The sequence below is a fragment of the Henriciella algicola genome (assembly GCF_003576245.1).
Classification (GTDB): Bacteria; Pseudomonadota; Alphaproteobacteria; order Caulobacterales; family Hyphomonadaceae; genus Henriciella; species Henriciella algicola.
Map to the genome: position 1 here is coordinate 1,519,625 of NZ_QWGA01000003.1, position 23,640 is coordinate 1,543,264.

Consider the following 23,640-nt stretch of genomic DNA (forward strand, 5'->3'; position numbering starts at 1 on the left):
GAGGCGGATCAATCATTGATTGATATCGTGTCAGCCACCGGGCGGATTAGGTGTTGGTCGCCGCTCTTCAGGTCTAAGCTCGCGCACGACCTTTGCGGGGTTTCCTGCGGCAACGACACCTGCGGGCAGGTCGCTGGTGACAACAGACTGCGCCGCCACGACGGTGTCGTCGCCAATTGTCACGCCTTTCATCACAGCGCTTCCCAGTCCGATCCAGCACCGGCTGCCGATAACAATCGGTTTTGAGCGGATTTCGAGAGGAATGGCGATCCGCTTGTCGCCCAGCATGCGGCGAAACTGGATTTCGCGCTGGTCGGCATGCGTGGGGTGGGAGTCATTGTCGAACAGCTGAACGCCGTGCGCCAGCAGGGTCGCCTGGCCAATCGTGATCGATTGGGACGCCGACAGGATCGTGTCGTCGCCGACATAGGTGTACTTACCGATCTGGATGGTAGCGTCGCCTTCAGCCTTCAGGATCCCACGTATCGCGGTCGGGCCATGAATGCGGACGTTTTCTGGCGCCCCCCCATTGATCAGACGCGCCTTGATGCCGAGTTTGACATTGTCATCGACGACAGCGCCCTTTGAGAACCGATTCCATACATCCAGAAGACGCTGGGCGTCAGCTTCATTGCCGGGGATTTGGCCTGCAGCTTCGGAGAGTGAAGCTACTCTGGGATAGACAAGCCCTTCCGCGAACGCGTGATCGTCCGGGTACAGTGCGCCGCGCATTTGGTACTCTCCCTCACCAGCTCAACAGCGTTAGTTTTCTATTTGCCGTGGATCAAGTCCAGCGTTCAGCATATCCCCGCCTGCTATAGCGCCGCAGCTTGAGCAAATGGCTTTACCCAATTAACGAGCATTGATAACGCCTCGCATCTCAAGCGAAACAAGCTCAGGAGCTCCCATGAGAATTGGGCTGCGCATATTCTATAACCCGGCATGGATGGGCGGTGTGAACTACGTTCTCAACATCGCGCGCATGCTGAGAACGCTGCCCGATGGTGAGAAACCGCACATCACCTTTCTGACCAGCGCGCCGCAAGCCGAAGAGATTGCCGCAGAACACGCCGGCCTTGCCGATGAGATCGCGCCTTTTTCAGATGCCGCGTCCCTGAACCTCGATTTCGTCTATCCGGCGACGCAGCTTCCCGAAGCGCCGTTCGGCGCGCCCTGGGCTGGCTGGATCCCTGACTGGCAGTGCCAGCACTATCCGGAGCTGTTCCCGCCAGAAGAGCAGGCCCGCCGCTTTCTTCAGTATAGAGAGCTTGCGCGCGGCCCGGCGGCCTGCGTCTTCTCAAGCCAGCAGGCGATTGAAGACACGGCGAAACTGTTTCCGGAGTTCGAGAAGGATCACTGGAAGATTTTCCACTTCCCAGCCGTCTTCGATGAGGGCTTCTGGCAGGACGGGAGCGGCGATACCGATACGGTGCGCGCGCGCTTTAATGTGCCCGGCGACTATCTCATCGTCTGCAACCAGTTCTGGCGCCACAAGAACCACCTCCAGATCGTCGAGGCGCTGGCCGCTCGGCCAGAGCTTGATGTTCATGTCGTGATGACCGGCGCCATCGAGGATACGCGCTGGCCGGACTATGCCGCCAGCATCCGTGAGCTTCTGGCCCGCGAGGACGTTGCCCGCCGGGTCACCATCACCGACCGGATCAGCCGCGACGAACAGCTCGCCCTTCTAAAAGGCGCGCGCGGCTTTGTGCAGCCAAGCCTCTTTGAAGGCTGGAGCACATTTGTTGAGGAGTCCCGCGCGCTCGGTCTGCCGGGGCTTCTCTCCGACATTCCGGTGCACCGCGAACAATCGCCAGCAGGCTCGGTCTTTTTTGATCCCAATGACGTGAACTCGCTGGCAAGTGCGCTCGAGGGCTTCTGCGCGGAGCTGCCGCCGCGCCCAAGCCTTGCCGATGCTGGCGCGCGGCACGCCGTCTACGTTACTGACCGCGCACGCACCTTCATGGACATCGCCCGATTTACCGCAAAGCGCTTTGACCCTGCGCGCCACGATGCGGGCGCCGTGATCGCGAAGGCGGCGCCGGCCCTCTTCGATGAGATCGGCAAGCATCCTCACGTCACGCAGGAGGCGTTTGACCGCTGGCTCGGCAATGCGCGTCTATCGCTGCGGGATAATCCAGAAGATCTGGCGCGTATTGGAAGCATGATTGCTGAGAGCAATTCAGCTTTTGCGGCAAAGAGCGACAAGCTGCTGGTTCAGGCGACGCTCGCCAAGGCGCCGCCGGAGATGCGCCAGCGCTTTCTCGATTACGATCCTGTCAGCGATGAGGCAGCGCGGCGTGAGCGCATCGCAAGGATGCAGTCAGCCATTGATTCTCCTCGCGCACGCGCGCAACTTGCGTCGCAGAATTTTCTGTTCCGGCTAAAGGATTTCATCCGCCGGAAGCTGCGGAGCTAGACCTTCCGATATGTCCACGCCGTCCAACCAGCAAGTGATCCATATCCGGCCGCAGCGACCTGTCGGCATATTGAGCCTGTCTGAAATCTGGAAATTCCGGGTCCTGCTGGGGCAGATGATCAACCGGAATATCCGCTCGCGCATCCTGAACTCGCCGATCAGCATCGTCTGGGGGTTCATCCGCCCGGCCATCATGGCGCTGGCACTCGTCTTCATCCGTCACATGTCGGCGGCCAATCTCGGCGCGCAGATCCCTTATCCGCTCTTTATTTTCAGCGGCCTCTGCTTCTGGTTTCTCTGGGCAGAAATGGTAATCCAGTCGGCAGGCTCCCTGCGGCTCGATTCGGGGATTTCCAAGAAAGTCTATTTCCCGCTTATCCTCAGCCCGATCGCGACGGTCGCCGCGCGCTGGGTCGATATCTTTATCATTTCCGCAGCGGTGATCGCGTTCCAGCTTTATCTGGGCGTGCCCCTGTCCTGGGACATTCTGGCCATGGTGCCGGTGGTGCTCGTCATGTTCGTGCTCGCCTTCGGGATCGGTGTTTTGTTCTCGGCGCTTTATCTGATCCACCAGGACAATTCGAAATTCCTCGAGACAGCGGTCTATCTGGGTCTGTTCCTGTCGCCTGTGCTGTTCTCCAAAGAGATCCTCCCAGAGGTGATCCAGAACTATTACAACCTTAACCCGATGGTCGGTGTGCTGACCGGTCTGCGCGGCGCGCTTTTTGCTCCAGAGCAGGTCGACTGGACGTCGCTCGGTGTGTCTGCGCTCATGGCGGTGGGCTTTACGATAGTGGGGCTGCTGCTTCTCGACCGGATGGCAAAGAGTTACGCTGAGCGAGTATGATGCCTGACACCTTGCCACAAACTGCGCCCGAGGCGGCAGCCGATAAGGATGAGCGCCAGCTTGTCATGGACGTTCGCGGCCTGTCGAAGCGCTACCGGATGACGTCGGCGGTGACGCGGACAGACAAGGACGGCAACACCCACAAGGAGCAATACTATCAGGCTCTGAAGGATGTGAGCTTCAAGGTCTGGTCAGGCGACCGTGTCGGCATCATGGGCCATAATGGTGCGGGCAAGTCGACGCTGCTCAAAATCCTGTCCCGCGTGCTGAATCCGAGTGATGGCGAAGCCTTTATCTATGGGCGGGCGACATCCCTGCTCGAAGTCGGAACTGGCTTTAACCCGAAGATGAGTGGGCGCCAGAACGTCTATCTCAATGCCGCGCTGCATGGCCTCACCCGCAAGGAAATCGACCAGCGCATGGATGAGATCGTCGCCTTCTCAGAGATTGGCCGCTTCATCGAAGAGCCGGTAGAGACCTATTCGACCGGCATGCGCGCACGCCTCGGTTTCTCCGTCGCCGCCCATCTCGACCCTGACATCCTGATGCTGGACGAAGTGCTGTCGGTCGGCGACGCAGCGTTCCAGAAGAAGTGCCTGCAGCGCATGGATGAGATTACCGGCCATGACCGGACGCTTCTATTTGTCTCGCACTCCACGGGGGCCATCCGCCGTTTCTGCGACCGCTGCATCTGGATCGATCATGGTGAGGTCGTCATGGATGACGATGTCATGACCGTGACCGAGGCCTATGAGGCCCAGATGATGAACGTCGCCGCGACCTATCAAGCGCCTGAGAAGAGCGAGCCCGCAAAAGATGAGAAGAAGAGCAGCGGCAAATCGGGCAAGCCCGATACGGCCAGCGTTCTTGAGGCTGAGGTCGATGGGCCTGTCGCTGAGCTCGTGACGGCGCGCGTGCTGGATGATGCCGGCCAGATTGCGCGTTCGGTCAAGATTGATACGCCGTGCGCGATCGAGATCGCGTTTGACGTGCTGCAGGCCGATATGCGGGTGGAGCCAGCCCTGCACGTCAAGAATGAGATCGGCGACCTCATGTTCGTTGTCGCATTTACCGATGGTGATTATCCGGGCGCGATCAACAAGCCTGGACGTTATAAAAGCCGCGCACGTATTCCGGCTAACCTTCTGAATGAAGGCTTGCACTATGTCAGTGTGGTGATGGTCACAGCGGACCCGCTCACGCGTCACCAAAGCGTCGACAATGCCGTCTCGTTCTCAGTCTATGAGCCGCAGGGCGATGACCTCGCGCGGGCGCGCGGGCGCTATTCAAGAAACTTCCCAGGCGGACTGCGTCCTCGCCTGGACTGGTCAACGGAGCGCGAGTCATGAGCCAGGCGCCTGCGACCGCCCTGTTCGACGTCGATAACTATCTCGCCATCAATGAGGCGCGGTGGACGATTGCCCAGCGGGTTCTGAAAGCTTTGCGAACCGGTGGTATGGCACTCGATACTGCCTATGATTTCGGGGCAGGGCCGGGCTGGTTTGCCAAGCGCCTGATGGACTCTCAGCTTGATGTCGTTGCGCTCGAAGGCCGAGAGGACGTCGCTCAGGCAGGGCGTGAACGGGCACCGGGATGTGAGTTCAGCGTGCTCGATTTTGACAATTGCGCGACGTCCGACGCTTTGCCGGCGCGCGATTTTTCCTTGTCATTCGGAATTCTCTATCACCTTGAAAACCCGTTGCGCGCATTGCGGATGATGGGGGCGATGACCGGGAAGGCGATGCTGCTCGAGACGATGATCGTGCCGGATAGCGATTTCGTCGGCCGCATTGCCCGCGAGAACCCAAATGCGACCCAGGGCATCCAGCCACTTGCCACGATACTCAGCCGTGCCGCGCTTGAGCGGGGTATGTGGGCGGCGGGTTTCAGCCATGTCTATGAGTGTAAGCTGCCGGTGGAGCATGATGATTTCCGGGACCTTAAAACCCGTCATCCGCGCCGCGGCATCTGGCTGCTGACCCGCGATGATGTCAGCGTAGAGGGCTTTGAGCCGCTGCAGATCGAGGAGCCACGCCGTGCCAACTACTGGCGGAAATAGCGCCTCACCCGGCCTTGTGATGATTGCCGGGGGCGGCGGTTTTCTTGGAACCGCGACAGCCCGGCTGATGGCGTCGCAGGGCTGGAAAGTTGTCACGCTGGGCCTTGGTGCGCCGCAGGGCGCTTTCGTGCGCGAGGGCAATGTCCACCACGCTGAGGGCCTGATCCAGCGCCAGCTATTCCACGCGGCGATGGCTGATCATGGCAAGCCTGATGTCATCATTCATGCGGCTGGCGGGGCGTCTGTCGGCCGGTCATGGGATGATCCGCGCGGCGATTTCAACCTGTCTGTTGGCAGCACGGTCGAGATCCTCGATTTCATTCGCGAAGAAGCGCCTGAGGCGCGGCTCGTGCTCGTCTCGTCTGCAGCTGTCTATGGCAATCAGGGCAAGGACCGCCTGTCAGAAAGCGACCCCTGCGAGGCGATGTCGCCCTATGGCTTGCACAAACATGTCTGCGAGGAGCTGGTCACCGGCGAGGCGCGCATGAACGGGCTGGATGTGTCCATCGTGCGGCTATTCTCCATCTTTGGCGAAGGGCTTCGCAAACAGCTTCTCTGGGACATCATGCGCCGCGTGAGCGCTGACCCGGAGACGACGCTGGACCTCTGGGGCAGCGGTGATGAGACGCGCGACTTCGTGCACGTCGATGACGCGGCTGCCATTCTTGCGACGCTGTCTGCCAGGCCGGGCGGCAAGGGGACGGTGCGCCTGTTCAATGGCGGCAGCGGGACTGCAATCTCTGTGCGTGAGCTGGCTTCCATGCTGGTCAAGGCTGCGGGATATGACACGCCGCTGAGCTTTAACGGCAAGGCGCGCTCTGGTGATCCGGTGAATCTGGTGGCTGATGCGACACACCTTCGAGGCGGTCTCGGCTTCTCGCCGAAAGTCAACCTTGAGGCGGGATTGAAACGCTATGCGGACTGGTTCAAGACACAGCAGTCCTGAAAACTATGGGAATAATTGAATGACGGATGCCGTTCTTTCGATCGTTGCGGGCACCTATAACCGCTGTGACCAGGTGAAAAGACTGGTCGAGTCCGTGCAGCGCGAGACCAAGATTCCGTACATCCTGTACATCACCGATGCTGGCTCGACCGATGGCACGATCGAGTATCTGGAATCTGTCGCGAGTGACCGCGTACGCCCGATCTTTGTTGGCAAGCTGCTGGGTCAGGCGCGTGCTTATAATGACGTTTTCATGCAGGTCGACACGCCTTATGTCTGCTGGGTCAGCGATGATAATGAGATCGTCGATAACGGCCTCGACAAGGCGGTTCGCATTCTTCAGGCGAACAAGAAAATTGGCATGGTCGGCCTCAAGGTGAAGGACAAGGAAGGCCCATTCGTGAAGGCGCCCTACATTGGCGGCGTCTCACCAATCGGGATCCTGAACGTCAATCAGGGCATGCTGCCGACCGAGGTCATGCGCGCTGTTGGCGGCTTCAGCGAGGAATTCCGCGACTATGGCATCGACCCTGACCTGACGGCCAAAGTGCTCTTCCTTGGCCGCGATGTTGTCTACACGCGCGATGTGACCATCCATCACTATCGCAACTGGGCCGAGGACAAGGAAAGCGAAGACTATAAGAAGCTTCAAGCCAAGCATGAACGCTTCCATGAGCTCTACAAGAAGAATTACGCCCAGTATGATGCGCCAAGCCGGACGTGGAGACTGAAAAAGCGGGCATGGGACTGGGCGAAAGCGCGTCTGTCCAAGCGCTTTGATCTCTCGATGAACTCATCGAAGCCGATCTTCCGGAACCTGCCGCGCGATTACTATAATACGATGATGGCCAAGCATATCGGCATGTTCGATCCGATCCTGACGATGAACAAGGATTTCCATCTTCGCCAGCGCTATCGTGGCCGGAGGCCAAGCATCCAGCTGATCGGCGAACCCGGCAATAATAGCTGATGAGCGCTGGGGCGGCTGACCCTCGAAGCGCCTGGCTGGCGGGGGATCAACACGCAAAGTCCCGCCGGAAAGTCTATTGGCGGTCCGCGATTGACGTGTGTGGAAACAGGACGCCCGTCCTCCTGTTCGGGGACAGCATTTTTGCCGGTGAAGTCGAATTTTTACGGTGCACTGACGGTGTACCGGCGGTGTTTCTGCCGGTGGTTTTTCCAGAGCTCGGCCTGAACCGGCTTTTCGAAGCCGCGAACAAGCCGCTTTTTGCGATCTTCGGAGGCTCCCCGGATGACGGTGACGCGGTCGATGCGCTGATCGAAATGCTCGGCGACCGGACCGGGGCGCGCTTCGTCCTTCAAGATAGCGGACCGCACCCTTCAACCCAGGAAACGCTGGCCGCGCTCATGTCGGCAAGGCTTGGGCGGCTGGTTGATGCGGGGCTATCGGGGCTGGTTCTGACATCGCCGACAGCCTCTGGCGTGATGGAACGGTTCGACTGGTCAAGGCCGCTCAGCGAAGGTGCTCCGAGCGCAAATGATGTCACGGTCAGTGTCGCAAGTGAACGGGGTGTTCCGTCTTCGGATTTTGCAGCCTTGATGCGAGAACTGGCGACCAAGGTCGGCGATGAGGCTCTGTTCCAGCCTGATGGGGTTCACTTAAGTCTGGCAGGGCGGCTGGCGCTGTTGGCGGCGGTCTGTAAAGGGCTGACGGGTGAGGCGCCGGTGCTGGACGGCCTTGCCGGGGAACTCGCGAAAGGCTGGTCTGAAGCGGGGACGGACGAGAAGGTTTCCGCATCCGAGCTGCCCAATTTTGCCCGTCTTGTCAGTGAGGCGCTGGCCAGAGAGGGCTGAACTTTCAGACCGTAAGAGGTGCACGTCTAGGGTCACCGCTCCAGTCAATTGCCGGAGCCCCAGATGGACCAGACCCCACGTATCGGCCTTTCATATCTTTCCGCCAATCAGGCCATGAAGCATGTCACCCTGAATGAAAGCCTGCGGCGGCTGGATGCGGTTGTGCAGCTGAGCGCGGTGAGCCGGAGTGAGGCGACCCAGCCCGAGGCGCCGCTGGCGGCGACATCCTACATCCTGCCGACGGACAAGAGCGGTGAGGACTGGGATTTCATGGCCGATGGGGCCATAGCGAGCTTTCAGGATGGCGCCTGGTTCGAGATCGCGCCGCGCGAAGGCTGGCTTGCATGGATAGAGGACGAAGCGTCTCTTTTAGTGCTGACCGGAGACGGTTGGGAGGCCGTGCAGGGCGCCGGGGGCGGGCCCTTTGAGACGCTGGGTATCAATTCCGAGGCCGATGAAACCAATAGGCTGACCGTGCGCAGCGACGCTGAATTGCTGACCTATGATGATGTCACGCCGGGCACGGGGAATGCGCGCAAGATCATCAACCGGGCGAATGGCACGAAGGTCGCGTCTGTGGTGTTCCAGACCGATTTTACCGGCGAGGCGGAGTTCGGGCTGGCCGCGAATGGCGGGTTCGAGCTCCGCACTAGCGATGACGGGACCGCGTTCGACACAGCGCTCAGCGTGGATACGGCGACGGCCAATGTTGGGGTCGGAGGTGCGCCGACCGGGAGGTTTTCAGTCATTGACCAGTCCGCTGCCACGAATGACCAGCCAACCTTGAGCATGGTCCGTGACGGCTATTTCGCGACGGCCAGCCTCGACACTTATGCGAACCCGGCGACCTATTCGTCCTTTTCCATTCAGAAGCGCGCGCGCGGAAGCCTTAATACGCCGCTGCCGGTCCAGTCTGGTGACTGGTGCGGGGGCTTCTCGTTTCGCGGGTTTGCGACCGGGGGTGCATGGGTCCAGAGCGCGCTGGTAAATGCGCAGGTCGATGGGCCGGTCTCTGGCACAGCGGTGCCAATGTCGCTCGGCTTCTGGACAGGCGTCGGGAGCGTGAATGAGCGTGTGCGGATTACGTCGGCTGGCCGGGTCGGTATTGGCACGACGTCGCCGAGCTGTGCCCTGCATGTGGCCGGGGCCGTAAGGCTGGGCAGCGCGGCGAGTGCGAGCCTTCCTGGCGCGTCGGACGCTGGAGCGGGAGCGCTCTATTTCGTGCCTGATCTGGCAGGTGGGGCGGGCGTGGTGTTCAGCGATGGGACCGGCTGGAGGAGTGTCACAACAGGTTCACTGATCTAAAGTCCTTAAACGCTGTCTTATTCCTCTATGATCGATTGAAAACGCCGGGGAAACGGGCTAGCCCTTGCCGCGAACCTAGCAGGCGGGGACCGCAGTCTCCCGAGAGAGAATGAGGGTATAGTCATGGCTAATCGTGAAATGGTCGTGGACGGAATCAAAATCAGTGACAATGACGATATGTACGTCATCGCTGAGATTGGGCAGAACCATGAAGGCGACGTCCAGAAGTGTAAGGATCTGTTCGATGCGGCGAAGGCTGCAGGCGCGCACTCTGTAAAGCTGCAGAAGCGCGACAACCGCTCGCTTTACACCAAGGAATACTACAACCAGCCGTACAATTCCGAGAACGCATACGCGCCTACCTATGGTGAGCACCGCGAAATGCTCGAGTTCGACCGCGACGAGTGGATCGAACTGCGCGACCATGCCAAGAAAATCGGCATCACGCTCTTCTCCACCGCCTGGGACTATAAGAGCGCGGACTTCCTCGAAGACCTCGACATGCCAGCCTATAAGATCGCTTCGGGCGACCTGAAGACGCTGCCGCAGATCAAGTATATCGCGAAGTTCGGCAAGCCGATGTTCATCTCGACCGGCGGTGCGTCGATCGAAGACGTCCAGCGCGTCTATGACGAGATCATGCCGATCAACCCGAACATCTGCATCATGCAGTGCACCTCGGGCTATCCACCGACCTTCGAAGAGCTGAACATCCGCGTGATCGAAACCTATCGCGAGAAGTTCCCTGAGATTCCGATTGGTTTCTCCAGCCACGATAGCGGTATCGCAATGGCCATGCTCGGCTACATGTGCGGCGCCCGCGTCCTGGAAAAGCACTTCACGCTGAACCGCGCCTGGAAAGGCACCGACCAGGCATTCTCGCTGGAGCCAAACGGCCTTCGCCGCCTCGTCCGCGACCTGCAGCGCGCCCGCGCCGCACTGGGCGACGGTGTGAAGCGCACCTACGACTCTGAGCACGCCCCGCTGATCAAGATGGGCAAGAAGCTTTGCGCGACGAGCGACCTGCCAGCCGGTCACACGATCACCGAAGCGGACATCGCTCTGAAGTCACCAGGCGACGGCATTGCGCCATACTTCCAGGACGTCTTTGTCGGCAAAACCCTGACCAAGGCCGTTGCCGACGATCAGGCCTTCACTTTTGAAGACATCGGCCTGACGGAAGCTGCTGCGAACGAAGCCCTCAAAGCCTGATTGGTAAGAGGGTGTGGGCTCGCTTTTCAGCGACATACGCACAGCCGTAAGGCAATCTGAAGCCTATGCGCCGGTCCGGCGCTGGCGGCTTGAAAGACTGACGCGCCGGCCGGGGGTTTACCCTGACTGGCGCGTTCTGCTTTCCGGGCATGAAAAGGACTGGGCTGCCGCCCGCGAAAGCGCCGATGGCAAGCGCATCCTGATCGCGACAAGCCTTGGGCTTCATTTTACCGCGAATACGGTCGACACGCTGATGGCAGCGGCGCTGACGCTGCGCGGGGCGAAGGTCGATATCGGCTATTGCGATGGCCTGCCGGCCTGCCAGGTGATCGAGCATACGCTGGCGCCGAGCCTGCCACGGATCGCGAAGGAAGGTCCGGGACCGGATTTTTGCGGCGCATGCACCAGCGCAGCAGACCGGGTGAGTTCGCCGCTGGGCCTGAATGTCCGCAAATTCTCTGACGTTCTAAATGACAGCGACCGCGCCGAGGCAAAAGCCTTTGGGGAGCGCTGGCAGGGCCATCGCAGCACGGAGCATGACGACCCGCGTGTCATGCACGCCTATGCCGGGGCGCTGCGCTTTTTCGGCAAGGGCGACCTTGGGGACAGCGGTCTCGAAGCGCAGATTTTCAGCCGCTACCTCTCGGCCGCGTGGCTGTCAGATGCGGCGGCACGCAGGCTGATCGACGCGTATCAGTATGACGTGATCGTCGCTCATCACGGCATCTATGTGCCACAGGGCCAGTTTGCCGAGGCAGCGCGCGATACCGACACGCGGCTTGTGACCTGGCATCCGGCCTATCGGCGCGGACGATTGATCTATCAGCATGGCGACACGTATCACCGCGCGATGATCGATGAGCCAGAGAGCGTCTGGAACCAGCGTGCGCTAAGCGCGGCGGAGACCGCGGAGCTCGACGCCTATCTCGCCTCCCGCGAAACCGGGGCGCAGGACTGGATCACCTTTCAGAGGCGCGACCCGGAAAGCCTGCAATCGACCTATGCGGCGCTGGACCTCGACCCGGCCAAGGACACTTACCTCTTGGCGGCGAATGTCGTCTGGGATGCGCGACTGAATTATGCCCAGTCGGCCTATGGCCACATGATTGAATGGGCGATCGACACCGTGTCTTGGTTTGCGAAGCACCCGGATCGCCAGCTGGTCGTGCGGTGTCATCCGGGCGAGGTGATGAACAGCCCGCGCGCGTCTGACCGGCTGGACGATGCGCTACGCGCCGCCTTCCCGCAGATGCCTGCCAATGTGCGGCTGGTCTCGCCAGAGAACGACATTAACACCTATTCCATTGCGCAGCTTTCGAAGGGTGCGCTGATTTTCAACACCAAGCTCGGCATGGAGCTGTCGGCGCGCGGCATGCCCGTCGTGGTGGCGGGCGATGCGTGGATCCGTGGCAAGGGTTTCGGGCGCGATGCCTATGACCGCGAGTCCTATTTCCGCCTGCTGGAGAGCCCCGGCACGTTCGACCCGCTGACCGAGAGCGAGATCGAGGCGGCGCGGCGCTATGTCTACCACTTCTATTTCCGCCGCTGCATTCCATTGAAGGCGCTGGACGGGTCTGCCGGGTGGCCACTGACGCAGCTGCATGCCGACGCCTACAGGCTGGCCAAGCCGGGCGTGGACCGGAATATGGACGCGATTTGCGAGGGCATTCTTGCTGGCGCGCCATTTGAGACGATAGATGATGAGAATGCGCGGGACCGCGCGGGGGAGACGACATGATCAGGTCGCTGGACGATCCGGAATTTGCCGCGCGGGCGCGCGATGTCGAGATAATCGGTATCGATTTCGATGGGGTGATGACCGACAACAAGGTGTATGTCTTCGAGGATGGCCGTGAGGCGGTCGTCTGCTCGCGCCTTGAGGGCTATGGCCTGCGCGCGGCGGCGGCCACGGGCGTCTATTGCTTCATCATGTCAACCGAGGAGAACCCCGTCGTCACGGCGCGGGCGAAGAAGCTGAAGATAGATTGCCAGCAGAATATTCCTGACAAGGTGGCGGCCTTCACCAAAGTGCTGGAAGAGCGCGGCCTCAGCTTTGCGCAGGCGGCTTTCATCGGCAACGACACCAATGACAAGGGCGTGCTGGAGAAGGTGCACCTGCCGATCTCTGTCAGTGATTCACACGAAGTGCTCGACACGATCGAGACATTCAGGACAAAGCGCCTCGGCGGCAATGGCGCGGTGCGCGAAGCCTGCGATGCGATTGCGCAGGCGCGCTCAGGCATAAAAGGATAGGCAAGATGCTGGACAAACTTTTCGGATTGTATGGACGCACCATCGTGGTGACGGGCGGCTATGGCCAGATCGGACGCGCCATGGCCAACGGCCTCGTCGGCTGCGGCGCGAATGTTGCCATCGTTGAGCCAAATGCCAGCGATGAGGCGACCGCCAAGGCGTTTCCGGATGCGCCGGATGATGTGATCAAGGCATTCTCTGCCGATGTGACGGACCGGGCTTCGCTCGAAGCAGCGCTCGAGGCGATCACCCAGCATTTCGGCACGCCGTCCGGCCTTGTGAATAACGCTGCGCTGGACAGCCCCCCAAACTCGACGGCGGCAGAAAATGGCCCGTTCGAGGATTATCCGGCGGCGAGCTGGGAGCGCATCATGGACGTCAATGTGAAGGGCGTTTTCCAGTGCTGCCAGGTCTTCGGCAAGGCCATGGCCGATGCGGGCAAGGGCTCGATCGCCAATGTCGCCTCCATCTATGGCACGGTGTCGCCGGACCAGTCGCTGTACCAGTATCGGCGTGACCGGGGCGAGACCTTCTACAAGCCGGTTGCCTATAGCGCGTCGAAATCCGCGCTCTACAATCTGACGCGCTATCTGGCCGTCTATTGGGGGCCGAAGGGCGTGCGCACCAATACGCTGACCTTTGCCGGCGTCTTCAACAATCAGGACGGCGAGTTTCTCGACAATTACGAGAAGAAGATTCCGCTGCGCCGGGGCGGCGATTATGACCGCCTGCGCGGCATGGCGCTCGCCGAAGACTATGTCGGGCCGACGACCTTCCTGATGTCGGACGCCTCATCCTATGCCAATGGCGCGGACTTCCGCATCGATGGCGGGTTCCTGGCGATGTAGGGAGTGGCGCTGAAGGCGACCGATCAGCTTCGGTCGCGCCGGCGCAGATGCTTGCCGAGGCCGATTTCGTGCAAGGCCTCACGCTGCTGGATGACCCGGACAAGGGCGCGTTTCTCGTCGATCTCGGTCTGGAGCGCGCGTTTCTCTTCTGTGAGAGCGGCAACCTCGGCTTCAAGAGCTGCCTGTCTGGTCGCGGCTTCGTCCAGCTCGCGGCGCTGATCGGCGCGAAGTTCCCGGCTGACGTCGAGGTGCTGGCGGGTCTCGCTGTGGGCGGCGCGCTCCTGCGAGAGCAGCATCTTCAGGTCGCGATGGGTCTTTTCGTGCGCGGCCTTCTCACGTTTGAGGGCATTGCGCTCTTCTGAAATGATGAATTTCAGATCGCGGTGCGTTTTCTCGTGCGCGGTTTTTTCCCTCGTGAGATCAGCCTTCGTCTGCTTGTGGGCGTTCCGCTCCTCGGACAGGATCTGCTTCAGATCCTGATGGGTTTTCTCATGCGCAGCCTTCTCTTTGGAAAGGTCAGCCTCCAAGCGCGTGCGCGTCTGTTCGTGGGCGGTCTTTTCTTTCGATAGCAGGAGATCGAAATCCCGGCGGGCCGTTTCCTGCGCGGCCTTCGCCGCTTCCAGTTTCTGCTGCAGATCGCTCGAGAGATTGCGGAAGGCTTCCATACGCTCATTAAGCGAATCGCGGGCCGTAGCCGCCGTCTTCAGTTTGCCTTCAAGGTCCGTCACGCGTGCTTCGGCGTGGGTGAGCAGCCGTTTTGTCGAGCTGATTTCCTGCTTCGAGGCTTTCAGGAGTTCATTCGCTTCTGTGAGCTTGCCTTCAAGCTCCTTGCGGGTCGTCATCGACTCCACGAGCGTTTTCTTGAGCTCCTCGGCGCGCTCATATTGATGGTCGAGCGAGCTCTTGATGTCCGCGATCTTCTTGAGATGCTCTTCATCCCGAGCATTCATCTTTTCGTGGAGCGCGTCGGTCGCTGTCTGGAAGGCTTCTAGCCGGGCCTTGTATTTCTCTACAGCCTCAGCGAGCTGATCTGATTTCTGGCGCAGCCGCTTCCTGTCCGCGTCGGCCTTGTCGTAGTGGCCCTGCAGGCCATTGCGATAGGCTTCAGCGCGCTCAAGCTCAGTCCGAAATTGTGTTTCGGCACGTTCGCTTTCGGTGCGAAGCCGGTTCACCTCGCGCAGAACGCGTTTGGAGATGGATGCATCCCCGTCGGTGGATGGAAAGGCTGATTGAAGACGGTCAACGTCGGCGAGCTGATTACGCAGCTTTGTAAACTCATGCAGAATGACGACCGTCGACCCATCAGAAGCTGCGTGTTTCGTAGCATCGACTTCGTTTGCGAGGGCCGAAAAGAAATCAGCTGCCCAGGCGCAGTCTTTGCCTGCGAGGAACACCGTGCCGGAAGTTTCTGCGGGGATGTCGCCGGCTTTTTTCAACTTCACCAGCTTCTGGTTTCCATCGAAAAGCTGCGCCTCAAATCCCGCTTCCATGAGGGGTTGAAGCTCTCCCAGGAAGCTCTCACGGGTGTCCGCGGTCAGATTCTTGTGGCTGTATTCGAGCATGACGAGCGCTTCAGTCGCGCGCGCCAGCGTTTTGTGCGCGCCGGCGAGAACCTGATTCTCGTGGCCTTCTGTGTCGATCTTGAGGAAATCGATGCGGTCGAGCGCGTTCACTGGCTCACATTTGTCGAGCGCAACCTTTGAGACGTTCACGGTATCCAGAACCGGCGAACGCCCCGTGTCACGCAGGCCGCTGAAGGCGCCGTCGGTGGCGACAAAGAATTTCGCCTTGCCGCCGCGTTGCGAGACGGCGGCGTTGATGACCTCTACACGGTCCGACAGTCCGTTCTGCTGAACGTTTGTCTCCAGAAGCTTGCAGGCAGATGGAAGCGGTTCGAGCGCAATGACTTTGCCGGTTTCGGCAACGTGGCCAGCATGAACGCCGAAGAGACCGAAATTTGCACCGACATCAACTGTGTTGGCGTCTGCAGGCAGGGTGGCGGTCAACGCGTTCAGGACATCGGTCTCGTTCATGTTGCCGACGAAGAATTCAGCGCCGAACAGGTCGCCGAGATCGACGTCAAAGCGCAGGCCATTCTTCAGGTTGGCCGTGCCGATCTTTCCTGACCCCGCAGGATAGAGAGACCGCAGTCTGGCGCGGACAAGGCCGCTGAGTTCAATTCGCGCCTCGGTGTCCTGAATGGTTCCGAGCAGATGAAAGAGCGAGAGCAGTTCTGGCTCTGGAGACTCACCCTCCAGAAGGTACGGCGCCCGGCGGTCAGCGCTTTTCGGCTTTGCCGCTGCTTTCGCGGGTGCGGTCTTGGTCTGCTTCTTTGGCTGCGCCATGTTTGTCATCCGTCTACGGAAATTCGAACATCGGATCCGATCGCCCGATCCGATATCTATTTCAAGTTGGGATTGCGTTTTTTGGCGGCACGTTCTTCGGCGCGGTAGAGCCTGGTCCATTCCTTATCGGCTTCATCGCCCGGTGCCTCGTCCAGATAGATCTTGCCCATCTTCCTTACGCCTTCGTCGGTCACGAGATCGGGCCAGTACTGCTTCATCTGGGACCGGTCATAGGACATGAGCGCGGTATTACCCGCTCTGAGTTCTTCCTCTATGCCGACATAGTGTTCACAAATTGACTGCGGCGCGTCGATAATGGCGTAGCCGCTGTCCCAGATCTTCAGCGAGAGATCGGTGTCTGACTTGTAGAAGACATAGTCGTCTTCATTTGCATATTGGGCGGCTTCGAGCGCTTCTCGGGTATAGATGCCGTGATTGAGCATCAGATTGCCGCCAATCGTGCGCTGGACATAATAGCGCTTCTGCTTGGGCCAGTCGCGGAAGTAGAAGGCGCACGCCCCGACAGGAATGCCAGCCTCTTTGGCGGCTTCAATACGGGCAATGCCATTGCGGATCGCGCCGGGCATGAGGAGGCAGTCGTCCGAAATCATGAGGATGTAGTCGGCCGAAGCGGCGCGGAAGCCCATATTCATGAAGCCGCCCCAGCTGCGCCGACGCATGGAGGTCTCACCATCCTTGTAGCGATTGTACTGGAGGATGGTGATCACATCCTCCTGCTTGGTGAGCCACGGGATGGTGCGGTCGTCGGAGCCGCCATCGATGACGATGATTTCGCCGTCCATGCCCTCAAGCTCACGCCGCACGGACGTGATGCATTTTTCCAGAAGTTTTCTGCGGTTGAGTGTTCCCAGAACGACGGTCACGCGGGGGCGTTGGTCCAGGCAGGCATGACGCGGGCGGGGCTTGCCTGCCTGGTCGATATCCGGCCGGATGGGGTCGACGGTGTGATCGACCACAAAGCGGCGCTGATCCTCGGTCAGCTCGTCATACCAGATGCCGGTTTGCGCAGTCGGAGTCGCTAGCTGAGGTGCTGGCACGCTCTTGCGGCGTTTACGGATTATTGAACTGGCAGCACGGCGTGCGCGTCTGGCCCACTCCATTTCCTGCTCCTGCTAATTTACTGCGGGTCGATTAGTCGATCTCAGCACAAGGTCACACTTGCAAGGCTTATATCCAGCGTCCCCGGCAATGGTGCCGCCGATGGAGGTGGGCGGCAAACTGACTGCCAGCCTCATTCATTGCGGCAGAGAGAGGCGACCGACAAGGTTGAGCGCCCCTCTCTTTTCGGGAGATCAGGTGGCTGCTGGCGCACCGACGCCGTACGAGCTGCGCTGCCAGATCGGATGGTCGTCGCGAATGAAGATGAGGTGCATCTGCCAGAGCGCATGGTCGCCAGGGCGGAAAAGCGGGTCGCACATGTCCACGCAGCGGAAGCCAAGTGATTTCATATGGAGTGACATCTCATCGAAGGTGAGGTTCTTGCGATCCACGAAGTTCAGCTTGAAGTTGTAAACCTCCATCATGATGAGGCTCGTATTCTTCAGCGTCTCCTCGCACCCGGCGAGGATGTCGAGCTCAACGCCGTGCGTATCGAACTTCATGAAGTAAGGCCCCGGCATGTCGAACTCTTTGACGAGCGTGTCGATCTTGCGGAGCGGGGTGGTGTGAACGTTTTCGCCGCTCGCCACTTTGGAAAGTGCGCCGCCGACATCGTTGGATTTGAGGAACTGGCCTTCGCCATCTTCCGATGAGGCACCGCAAACCACGTATTTCGTGCCTTCATGCGTGGCAGCCAGCTTCTCCCAGATTTCGAGGAAGCGTGGGTCCATATCAATGAGAAGTGCCTGCATGTCGGGCCAATGGGACTTGTAGAAACCCAGATCATCGCCGCGGCCAGACCCGATATTAATCAAGCTGCCAACTTCAATCTTCTTTTCTGCAATCCTGGCAAAAGCGTCTGCGATATGGGCGGAATTCTCAATTGGCATGCGGCAATCCTCAAGCGTCGAACCTTGGCCCTCGTGTAGCCGCAATTGCGCCGCCAGAGCAAGCGGTGTGCGGATGTTACGTAGTTGACATTTTAACGCTGTGAGAGATTCTTCTGCCAAGTGGGTTGGAGTTCATTAACGATGTCAGTTGTCAATCAAGACATTCGCGGTGCAGATCAGGCGCAAGCGGCGACGGCGCCGGGGCGCGATTTCGAGGCCGAGATTGCCGCGCTGAGAGGCGACCGCAACCGGTGGAAGGCCGAAGCCGAGAAACTGGCTGAGCAGTTCCAGAATACACCCACGATTGATCGCTCTTACCTTCTGGCCAAGGGGACGATGCGCCAGCGTCAGACGTATCACGCGCTGGCCAAGGAAGTTAAGGCGGATGAAATCCAGCGGCGCCGTGAACTCGGCCAGAAGTATCTGGCAGAGCAGAAGCTAGATCCCGAGACAGCGAAACTGGTCGTCCTGCAGAAGGACGGGTTTGCATCCGTCGATCTGAGCCAGCATCAGCTCGCCCAGGGGGCTGTGCAGGAATGCCTGGATATTTATCAGCAGGCCATCGATTCCGGAAAAGAGCTGCTCTCGAAAGATAGCTTGGAATTTGTCGGCGACGCGGGTTGGCCATTTATCGCAAGTGGCGGCGTTTATAAGCTGGCGACGAGCCCTCTCCTGCTGGCGCCAGTCATCCGCTATTTCGGGATGTTCCCGATCATGACCGGTTTCGGTCTGCTGTCAGCACGCAATGAAGAGTTCTATCCGCATTCTTCTCAGCGCCTGCACTTCGACCCGGAAGACCGCACGCAGCTGAAAGTGTTCGTCTACATCACGGATGTCGATGAAACGTCGGGCCCGTTCATGGCTGTTCCTGCAGAGGATAGCGCCGTTCTGTACAATAATCCGGATTTCAGACTGGCCCGTCAGGATGACAATGCGGTTCGCGAAGGCTCAATCCGCACATTCACCGGCAAGGCCGGCACGGCGATCTTCTGTGACACCTGCCGCTGCCTTCACGCGGGTGCCCGGCCCGGCGACAAGAAACGCCTCATGCTGAGCATTGAGTATAATATACCGACGCATCTGCATTCGAAGCTCTGGGAGGGCGATCCGGTGCCAGAGCGGCGCAGCCGGACCCTGAAGGTCAGAGACTATAACCTGAATGAGTACACCGAAGCCTTGCTGGCGCACCCCAAGCCTGCGTAAATGCTCACAGGGACCATCGGGTCGAACACACCGGCAAGTTACGGAAGTCTGCTCATGCCTGATACAGTGCAGGAAGTGAACGTCGACAAGCTCATCGGCGAGCGCGATTTCTGGCGAAACAAGGCTGAGCAGTTCATGGCTGTGTCGCGCTCTGCGGCGGTGTTCGAACGCTCCTTCGTTATCCGCCAGGGCAGTATGCAACAGCGCAAGCAGTATCATGAGCTTGCGCGGTTCATGAAGCGCGACGAGATCGCGCGCCGCGAAGAACTGGGGCGGCGTTACCTTGCCGAGAAGACGCTTGCCGAGGAAACGGCAGAATTCGAGATTCCCCGAGAGATTGCCCACGCGTCGATCAATCTCAGTCATGATTCCCTGATCAAGGCGGCTGTCGCCGAGGGCAGGCAGGCCTATCAGGACGCGATCGCGTCAGGTCAGGAGTTCCTGTCGAAGGATAGCCTTCAGTTTCTTGGTTCTGCCGGCAAGCCGTTCGGCGCCGATAGCGCAATCTTCAAGCTGGCGACGAGCCCGCTGCTGCTGGCGCCAGTGATCCGCTATTTCGGCATGTTCCCGATCATGACGGGCTTTGGCGTGACGCTGGCGAAGAATTCCGAGTTTCACCGCAAATCATCGCAGCGCCTGCATTTTGACCCTGAGGACAGGGCGCAGCTGAAAGTGTTCCTCTACATCACAGATGTGGACGCAAATAGCGGTCCGTTCATGGCTGCGGCCGCGAAGGATTGCGAATTTCTGTTCGAGCAGCCCGACTTCGTTCTCGACCGTCAGGAGGACACCGTTCTGGCTGATGGCGCCCTGCATGAATATCACGGTCCAGCGGGCACGATTATCTTTACCGATACCTGCCGGTGCCTGCATGGGGGCGGGCGCCCGGGGGAGCGCGAACGCCTGATGTTGAGCATGGAATACAACATGCCGACCTATCTGGGCGCGAAGCTCTGGGAGGGTGACCCGGAGCCAGAGCGCTGCCGGACCGAGAACATCCGGGTCGACAATCGCGATGAATTCATGAATGCGTTGCTCGCGCACCCTGTAGCTGGCTAGTCCGGATTACTCTCTATAAGGTTTTGCGCTGATGGGCGGTGCCGACGCGCTCTTTGTTTCTGGTGTCCTGAGATAGGGTTTTCATGCTCGTACACTTCCACATTCCGAAGACCGCAGGAACAAGCACGAAGCGTGTCATCGAGAGCTGGTATCAGCTTCACCGGGTGGAGCAGGGGCGGCGCATCAACCATCTTCGCGGCGGCGTGGATGATGAGATCTGCGTGACCAGTCACTTTGCTTCGGCAATCTTCGGGGAAGAGGGGTCGCTGACAGACTCATTGCCCGAGCTTGTCGGAGACCCGGCGTACAAGGTCTTCACGCTGTTGCGCGATCCGCTCGATCACCTTGTGTCGTCCTATTATCACCACCGCACGAAGAGCGATAAGCAATTGCCGCAGGACATCGTGTCCTTTGCGGAGTTTCCGAACCGTTTCATCTACCGCAACTCCATGTGTGCGAGCAGCGCTGAAGACCGGTCGAACATCCTGAAATCTTTCTACTTCATCGGCGATACGTCGGACATTGACGGGTCCATGAAATATCTGGCCGAGCTGCTTGGCAAGCGCCCGATCGATGTGCCCAAGGAGAATGTCGGAGATCGCGACGAGCTGATCCTGCAACTTACCTCCAGAGAGCGCTCACGCATTGAGCGGGCGCTGGCGCCTGAATATGAGCTGTTCGAGACGGTCCGTGACATGATCAGGGAGCGCAGCTTCACTGGCAGCGCAGACGCAAGGGCAGACCAGTTTGAATTCACGCGGGATAAGGAGCGACAGATCCTGGCGCCGCAGCTGCCAAGCGCGGAGGAGGGCGAAGAGGAAAGCCTCCAGACGAGCATTCGCGAGCGCGAAGCCGCCTTTAACGAGATCATCTCATCCAAATCTGCGCGGATTGAAGAGCTTGAGACTCGCGAAGCCTATCTTGTGGGCCAGTTGAAGCGAGAGCGCGATCAGAAGAATGCAGCGCTCCTCGAGGCGAAGGCGTTCAGCCACCTGCTGACGGTGGAGCGCAAGCAGAGATCTGCTGAAAGGCGTATGTTCGGCCGGGTCTTCTCGACGAAGGACGTGCAGAAATGGCGTCTGATACGGCTGAGGAACAAGGTCGCCCGTGTCACGGCGCCGGTACGCCACGCCGCGAGGCGGGTGGTCAGGATTTTCCGCTGACGGGGAGGCGACGCCTTCTGGAAATTCAAAACGGCTCACACCGTTAGAACGGTCAGTTCATTGTCGGTTGAATTGAGCTTCGGAGGTTGAGGGACGTTGGATAACGCCCCTCATCCAAAGTCTAACTGGACTGCACCTTCAGTCAGGCGTCGCTCACATTGTCGAGATACCACTGGTAGGTGGTCGCGATCCCGTCGCGCAGGCTGATCGATGGCTCCCAGCCCATCTCACGGAGGCGCGTTGCCGACATGAGCTTGCGTGGCGTGCCGTCCGGCTTGGTCTCATCCTTGACGATCTTGCCGTCGAAGCCGACCACGTCTGCGACCATTTCCATCAGTTCGAGAATGGTGACATCCGTGCCGGACCCGACATTCACGTGCTCATAGCCGGAATAATTCTTCAGCAGGAAGACGAGTGCGTCGGCGCAGTCATCGCAGTGAAGGAATTCGCGGCGCGGCGTGCCCGTGCCCCAGATCTCGATCTCGCTGGCACCAGCCTTCTTGGCCTCATGCGCCTTGCGGATGAGGGCAGGCAGGACGTGGCTGGATTTCAGGTCGAAATTGTCGCCGGGGCCATAAAGATTGGTCGGCATGGCAGAGACATAGTCGCGGCCATACTGCTTGCGATAGGCCTGGGCGAGCTTGATGCCTGCGATCTTGGCAATCGCATACCATTCATTGGTCGGCTCAAGCGGCCCGGTCAGCAGGCTCTCCTCAGCGATCGGCTGTTCGGCGAACTTCGGATAGATGCAGCTGGAGCCCAAGAAGAGGATGCGGTCGACATCGCTCTTGTGGGCGGCATTGATGATGTTCGCCTCGATCATGAGGTTGTCGTAGAGAAAGTCCGCCGGATAGGTGTCATTGGCAAGAATGCCGCCGACCTTGGCGGCTGCGACGACGATGGCATCCGGCTTCATCTCGGCCAGCAGCTTTTCGGTCTCATCCTGGCGGATGAGATTGGCCTTGTCGCGGCCGGCGATGATCACCTCGCAGTTTTCCTGCTCCAGACGGCGCACGGTTGCGGCGCCGACCATCCCGCGATGGCCGGCAACCCACACCCGTTTTCCAGCGAGGTCATACATGATCAGGCGTCCTTCCAGACCGGGTCGCGCTGCATGACTTTGAGGTCCGACTGGACCATCTCACGAGCGAGATCGCGCGGTGAGGTCTCGTGGCTCCAGCCGAGCTGCTTCTTCGCCTTGGCCGGATCGCCGAGCAGGAGCTCAACCTCGGTCGGGCGGAAGTAGCGTGGATCGACCTCGACGAGGCATTTGCCGGTCTCCGAGCAGTAGCCTTTCTCGTCGACGCCCTTGCCCTTCCATTCGAGCTTGATGCCGACATCTTCGAAGGCCCACTCGACGAACTGGCGCACATGGGTCGTCTCACCGGTGGCGAGAACATAGTCGTCCGCCTTGTCCTGCTGCAGCATGAGCCACATGCCGCGGACATATTCACGGGCATGGCCCCAGTCGCGCTGGGCGTCGAGGTTGCCGAGATAGAGCTTTTCCTGACGGCCAAGCTTGATGGCGGCAGCCGCGCGCGTGATCTTGCGGGTCACGAAGGTCTCGCCGCGCAGCGGGCTCTCGTGGTTGAAGAGGATGCCGTTGGAGGCGTGCATGCCATAGGCTTCGCGGTAGTTCACCACGATCCAGTAAGCGTAGAGCTTGGCGGCAGCGTAAGGGCTGCGCGGATAGAAGGGGGTGGTTTCCTTCTGTGGCACTTCCTGAACGAGGCCATAAAGCTCCGAGGTAGACGCTTGGTAGAAGCGGGTCTTGTCTTCCATGCCGAGGATACGGATCGCCTCGAGCAGGCGAAGCGCGCCCACGGCGTCGGCGTTCGCGGTGTACTCAGGCGTCTCGAAGGAGACCTGGACGTGGCTCTGTGCGGCGAGGTTGTAGATCTCGTCTGGCTGGGACTCCTGGACGATCCGGATGAGGTTCGTCGAATCGGTCATGTCGCCATAGTGGAGGATCAGGCGCGGGTCATCGACATGCGGGTCCTGATAGAGATGCTCGATACGTCCGGTGTTGAACGAGGAAGACCGGCGTTTCACGCCATGGACCGTATAGCCCTTCTCCAGCAGGAGTTCGACCAGATACGCCCCATCCTGTCCCGTCACGCCAGTGACCAGCGCTGTCTTGTTTTTCGATGTCATTGA

General features: G+C 59.8%; 21 protein-coding genes. 15 read left to right on the forward strand and 6 right to left on the reverse strand.

Annotated features, from left to right (window positions below):
• Positions 1 to 30 precede the first annotated feature (30 nt).
• Entirely contained in the window at positions 31 to 732 is a 702-nt protein-coding gene (locus D1222_RS08025; protein ID WP_119453645.1) for an acyltransferase, read from the reverse strand.
• Positions 733 to 907: 175 nt separating this feature from the next.
• Here D1222_RS08025 and D1222_RS08030 point away from each other — a divergent pair, with 175 nt between their 5' ends.
• The 12 genes from D1222_RS08030 (at position 908) to D1222_RS08085 (ending at position 13,704) form a co-directional block, all read left to right on the forward strand.
• Positions 908 to 2,419, forward strand: coding sequence for a glycosyltransferase (locus D1222_RS08030; protein ID WP_119453646.1), 1,512 nt, complete (start codon positions 908 to 910; stop codon positions 2,417 to 2,419).
• Positions 2,420 to 2,429: 10 nt separating this feature from the next.
• Positions 2,430 to 3,266, forward strand: a complete 837-nt coding sequence (locus D1222_RS08035) for an ABC transporter permease (RefSeq protein WP_119453647.1) — start codon at positions 2,430 to 2,432, stop codon at positions 3,264 to 3,266.
• Complete coding sequence (locus D1222_RS08040) at positions 3,266 to 4,615, forward strand: ABC transporter ATP-binding protein (RefSeq protein ID WP_182481904.1); 1,350 nt, start codon at positions 3,266 to 3,268, stop codon at positions 4,613 to 4,615. Before D1222_RS08035 ends, D1222_RS08040 begins: the two co-directional genes overlap by 1 nt.
• Positions 4,612 to 5,325 (forward strand): class I SAM-dependent methyltransferase, encoded by a 714-nt coding sequence (locus D1222_RS08045; RefSeq protein ID WP_119453649.1) that lies wholly within the window; start codon positions 4,612 to 4,614, stop codon positions 5,323 to 5,325. Before D1222_RS08040 ends, D1222_RS08045 begins: the two co-directional genes overlap by 4 nt.
• Entirely contained in the window at positions 5,303 to 6,271 is a 969-nt protein-coding gene (locus D1222_RS08050) for an NAD-dependent epimerase/dehydratase family protein (protein WP_147371829.1), read from the forward strand. Before D1222_RS08045 ends, D1222_RS08050 begins: the two co-directional genes overlap by 23 nt.
• Before the next feature lie 19 nt (positions 6,272 to 6,290).
• Positions 6,291 to 7,241, forward strand: a complete 951-nt coding sequence (locus tag D1222_RS08055) for a glycosyltransferase (protein ID WP_119453651.1) — start codon at positions 6,291 to 6,293, stop codon at positions 7,239 to 7,241.
• Positions 7,242 to 7,429: 188 nt separating this feature from the next.
• Entirely contained in the window at positions 7,430 to 8,086 is a 657-nt protein-coding gene (locus D1222_RS08060) for a hypothetical protein (protein ID WP_119453652.1), read from the forward strand.
• A 63-nt stretch (positions 8,087 to 8,149) separates the two neighbouring features.
• On the forward strand, positions 8,150 to 9,391 hold the full coding sequence (locus D1222_RS08065; protein ID WP_119453653.1) for a DUF2793 domain-containing protein: 1,242 nt from the start codon (positions 8,150 to 8,152) through the stop codon (positions 9,389 to 9,391).
• A gap of 123 nt (positions 9,392 to 9,514) precedes the next feature.
• Complete coding sequence (locus tag D1222_RS08070; protein ID WP_182481905.1) at positions 9,515 to 10,603, forward strand: N-acetylneuraminate synthase family protein; 1,089 nt, start codon at positions 9,515 to 9,517, stop codon at positions 10,601 to 10,603.
• A 13-nt stretch (positions 10,604 to 10,616) separates the two neighbouring features.
• On the forward strand, positions 10,617 to 12,341 hold the full coding sequence (locus tag D1222_RS08075) for a capsular biosynthesis protein (protein ID WP_119453655.1): 1,725 nt from the start codon (positions 10,617 to 10,619) through the stop codon (positions 12,339 to 12,341).
• Complete coding sequence (locus D1222_RS08080; protein WP_119453656.1) at positions 12,338 to 12,856, forward strand: KdsC family phosphatase; 519 nt, start codon at positions 12,338 to 12,340, stop codon at positions 12,854 to 12,856. Before D1222_RS08075 ends, D1222_RS08080 begins: the two co-directional genes overlap by 4 nt.
• A 5-nt stretch (positions 12,857 to 12,861) precedes the next feature.
• Positions 12,862 to 13,704 (forward strand): SDR family oxidoreductase, encoded by an 843-nt coding sequence (locus D1222_RS08085; protein WP_119453657.1) that lies wholly within the window; start codon positions 12,862 to 12,864, stop codon positions 13,702 to 13,704.
• 23 nt (positions 13,705 to 13,727) lie between these two features.
• Here the strand turns inward: D1222_RS08085 and D1222_RS08090 are convergent, their stop codons facing one another.
• From D1222_RS08090 to D1222_RS08100, 3 genes are all read right to left on the reverse strand, one after another.
• The gene (locus tag D1222_RS08090) at positions 13,728 to 16,049 is read right to left on the reverse strand and encodes an FkbM family methyltransferase (RefSeq protein ID WP_182481906.1); all 2,322 of its coding nucleotides are present in this window, start codon (positions 16,047 to 16,049) and stop codon (positions 13,728 to 13,730) included.
• 56 nt (positions 16,050 to 16,105) lie between these two features.
• Positions 16,106 to 17,170, reverse strand: a complete 1,065-nt coding sequence (locus tag D1222_RS08095) for a glycosyltransferase (RefSeq protein ID WP_119453659.1) — start codon at positions 17,168 to 17,170, stop codon at positions 16,106 to 16,108.
• Between the two features lie 192 nt (positions 17,171 to 17,362).
• A complete protein-coding gene (locus tag D1222_RS08100) occupies positions 17,363 to 18,058 on the reverse strand; it encodes an FkbM family methyltransferase (RefSeq protein ID WP_119453660.1) in 696 nt (231 codons plus the stop codon).
• Between the two features lie 141 nt (positions 18,059 to 18,199).
• On the opposite strand from D1222_RS08100, the gene D1222_RS08105 reads away from it, so the two are divergent.
• The 3 genes from D1222_RS08105 to D1222_RS08115 all read left to right on the forward strand — a co-directional run bounded on the left by D1222_RS08105 (position 18,200) and on the right by D1222_RS08115 (position 21,483).
• A complete protein-coding gene (locus tag D1222_RS08105) occupies positions 18,200 to 19,261 on the forward strand; it encodes a phytanoyl-CoA dioxygenase family protein (protein WP_119453661.1) in 1,062 nt (353 codons plus the stop codon).
• Between the two features lie 54 nt (positions 19,262 to 19,315).
• Positions 19,316 to 20,320: a phytanoyl-CoA dioxygenase family protein gene (locus D1222_RS15740; protein ID WP_182481907.1), complete on the forward strand. Its 1,005-nt coding sequence runs from the start codon at positions 19,316 to 19,318 to the stop codon at positions 20,318 to 20,320.
• 83 nt (positions 20,321 to 20,403) lie between these two features.
• Positions 20,404 to 21,483 carry a sulfotransferase domain-containing protein gene (locus tag D1222_RS08115; protein WP_119453662.1) on the forward strand — a complete coding sequence of 360 codons (1,080 nt, stop codon included), beginning with the start codon at positions 20,404 to 20,406 and terminating at the stop codon, positions 21,481 to 21,483.
• A gap of 142 nt (positions 21,484 to 21,625) precedes the next feature.
• Here the strand turns inward: D1222_RS08115 and fcl are convergent, their stop codons facing one another.
• Complete coding sequence (gene fcl / locus D1222_RS08120; RefSeq protein WP_119453663.1) at positions 21,626 to 22,564, reverse strand: GDP-L-fucose synthase; 939 nt, start codon at positions 22,562 to 22,564, stop codon at positions 21,626 to 21,628.
• 2 nt (positions 22,565 to 22,566) lie between these two features.
• On the reverse strand, positions 22,567 to 23,637 hold the full coding sequence (gene gmd, locus D1222_RS08125; protein ID WP_119453664.1) for a GDP-mannose 4,6-dehydratase: 1,071 nt from the start codon (positions 23,635 to 23,637) through the stop codon (positions 22,567 to 22,569).
• Positions 23,638 to 23,640: the final 3 nt, after the last annotated feature.

Coding starts and splice junctions, on each gene's coding strand:
- D1222_RS08030 (WP_119453646.1), top strand. CDS start 908: ATGAGAATTGGGCTGCGCATATTCTATAACCCGGCATGGATGGGCGGT.
- D1222_RS08105 (WP_119453661.1), top strand. CDS start 18,200: ATGTCAGTTGTCAATCAAGACATTCGCGGTGCAGATCAGGCGCAAGCG.
- fcl (WP_119453663.1), bottom strand. CDS start 22,564: ATGTATGACCTCGCTGGAAAACGGGTGTGGGTTGCCGGCCATCGCGGG.
- gmd (WP_119453664.1), bottom strand. CDS start 23,637: ATGACATCGAAAAACAAGACAGCGCTGGTCACTGGCGTGACGGGACAG.
- D1222_RS08115 (WP_119453662.1), top strand. CDS start 20,404: ATGCTCGTACACTTCCACATTCCGAAGACCGCAGGAACAAGCACGAAG.
- D1222_RS08100 (WP_119453660.1), bottom strand. CDS start 18,058: ATGCCAATTGAGAATTCCGCCCATATCGCAGACGCTTTTGCCAGGATT.
- D1222_RS08080 (WP_119453656.1), top strand. CDS start 12,338: ATGATCAGGTCGCTGGACGATCCGGAATTTGCCGCGCGGGCGCGCGAT.
- D1222_RS08035 (WP_119453647.1), top strand. CDS start 2,430: ATGTCCACGCCGTCCAACCAGCAAGTGATCCATATCCGGCCGCAGCGA.
- D1222_RS15740 (WP_182481907.1), top strand. CDS start 19,316: ATGCCTGATACAGTGCAGGAAGTGAACGTCGACAAGCTCATCGGCGAG.
- D1222_RS08055 (WP_119453651.1), top strand. CDS start 6,291: ATGACGGATGCCGTTCTTTCGATCGTTGCGGGCACCTATAACCGCTGT.
- D1222_RS08090 (WP_182481906.1), bottom strand. CDS start 16,049: ATGGCGCAGCCAAAGAAGCAGACCAAGACCGCACCCGCGAAAGCAGCG.
- D1222_RS08040 (WP_182481904.1), top strand. CDS start 3,266: ATGCCTGACACCTTGCCACAAACTGCGCCCGAGGCGGCAGCCGATAAG.
- D1222_RS08085 (WP_119453657.1), top strand. CDS start 12,862: ATGCTGGACAAACTTTTCGGATTGTATGGACGCACCATCGTGGTGACG.
- D1222_RS08070 (WP_182481905.1), top strand. CDS start 9,515: ATGGCTAATCGTGAAATGGTCGTGGACGGAATCAAAATCAGTGACAAT.
- D1222_RS08025 (WP_119453645.1), bottom strand. CDS start 732: ATGCGCGGCGCACTGTACCCGGACGATCACGCGTTCGCGGAAGGGCTT.
- D1222_RS08045 (WP_119453649.1), top strand. CDS start 4,612: ATGAGCCAGGCGCCTGCGACCGCCCTGTTCGACGTCGATAACTATCTC.
- D1222_RS08095 (WP_119453659.1), bottom strand. CDS start 17,170: ATGGAGTGGGCCAGACGCGCACGCCGTGCTGCCAGTTCAATAATCCGT.
- D1222_RS08065 (WP_119453653.1), top strand. CDS start 8,150: ATGGACCAGACCCCACGTATCGGCCTTTCATATCTTTCCGCCAATCAG.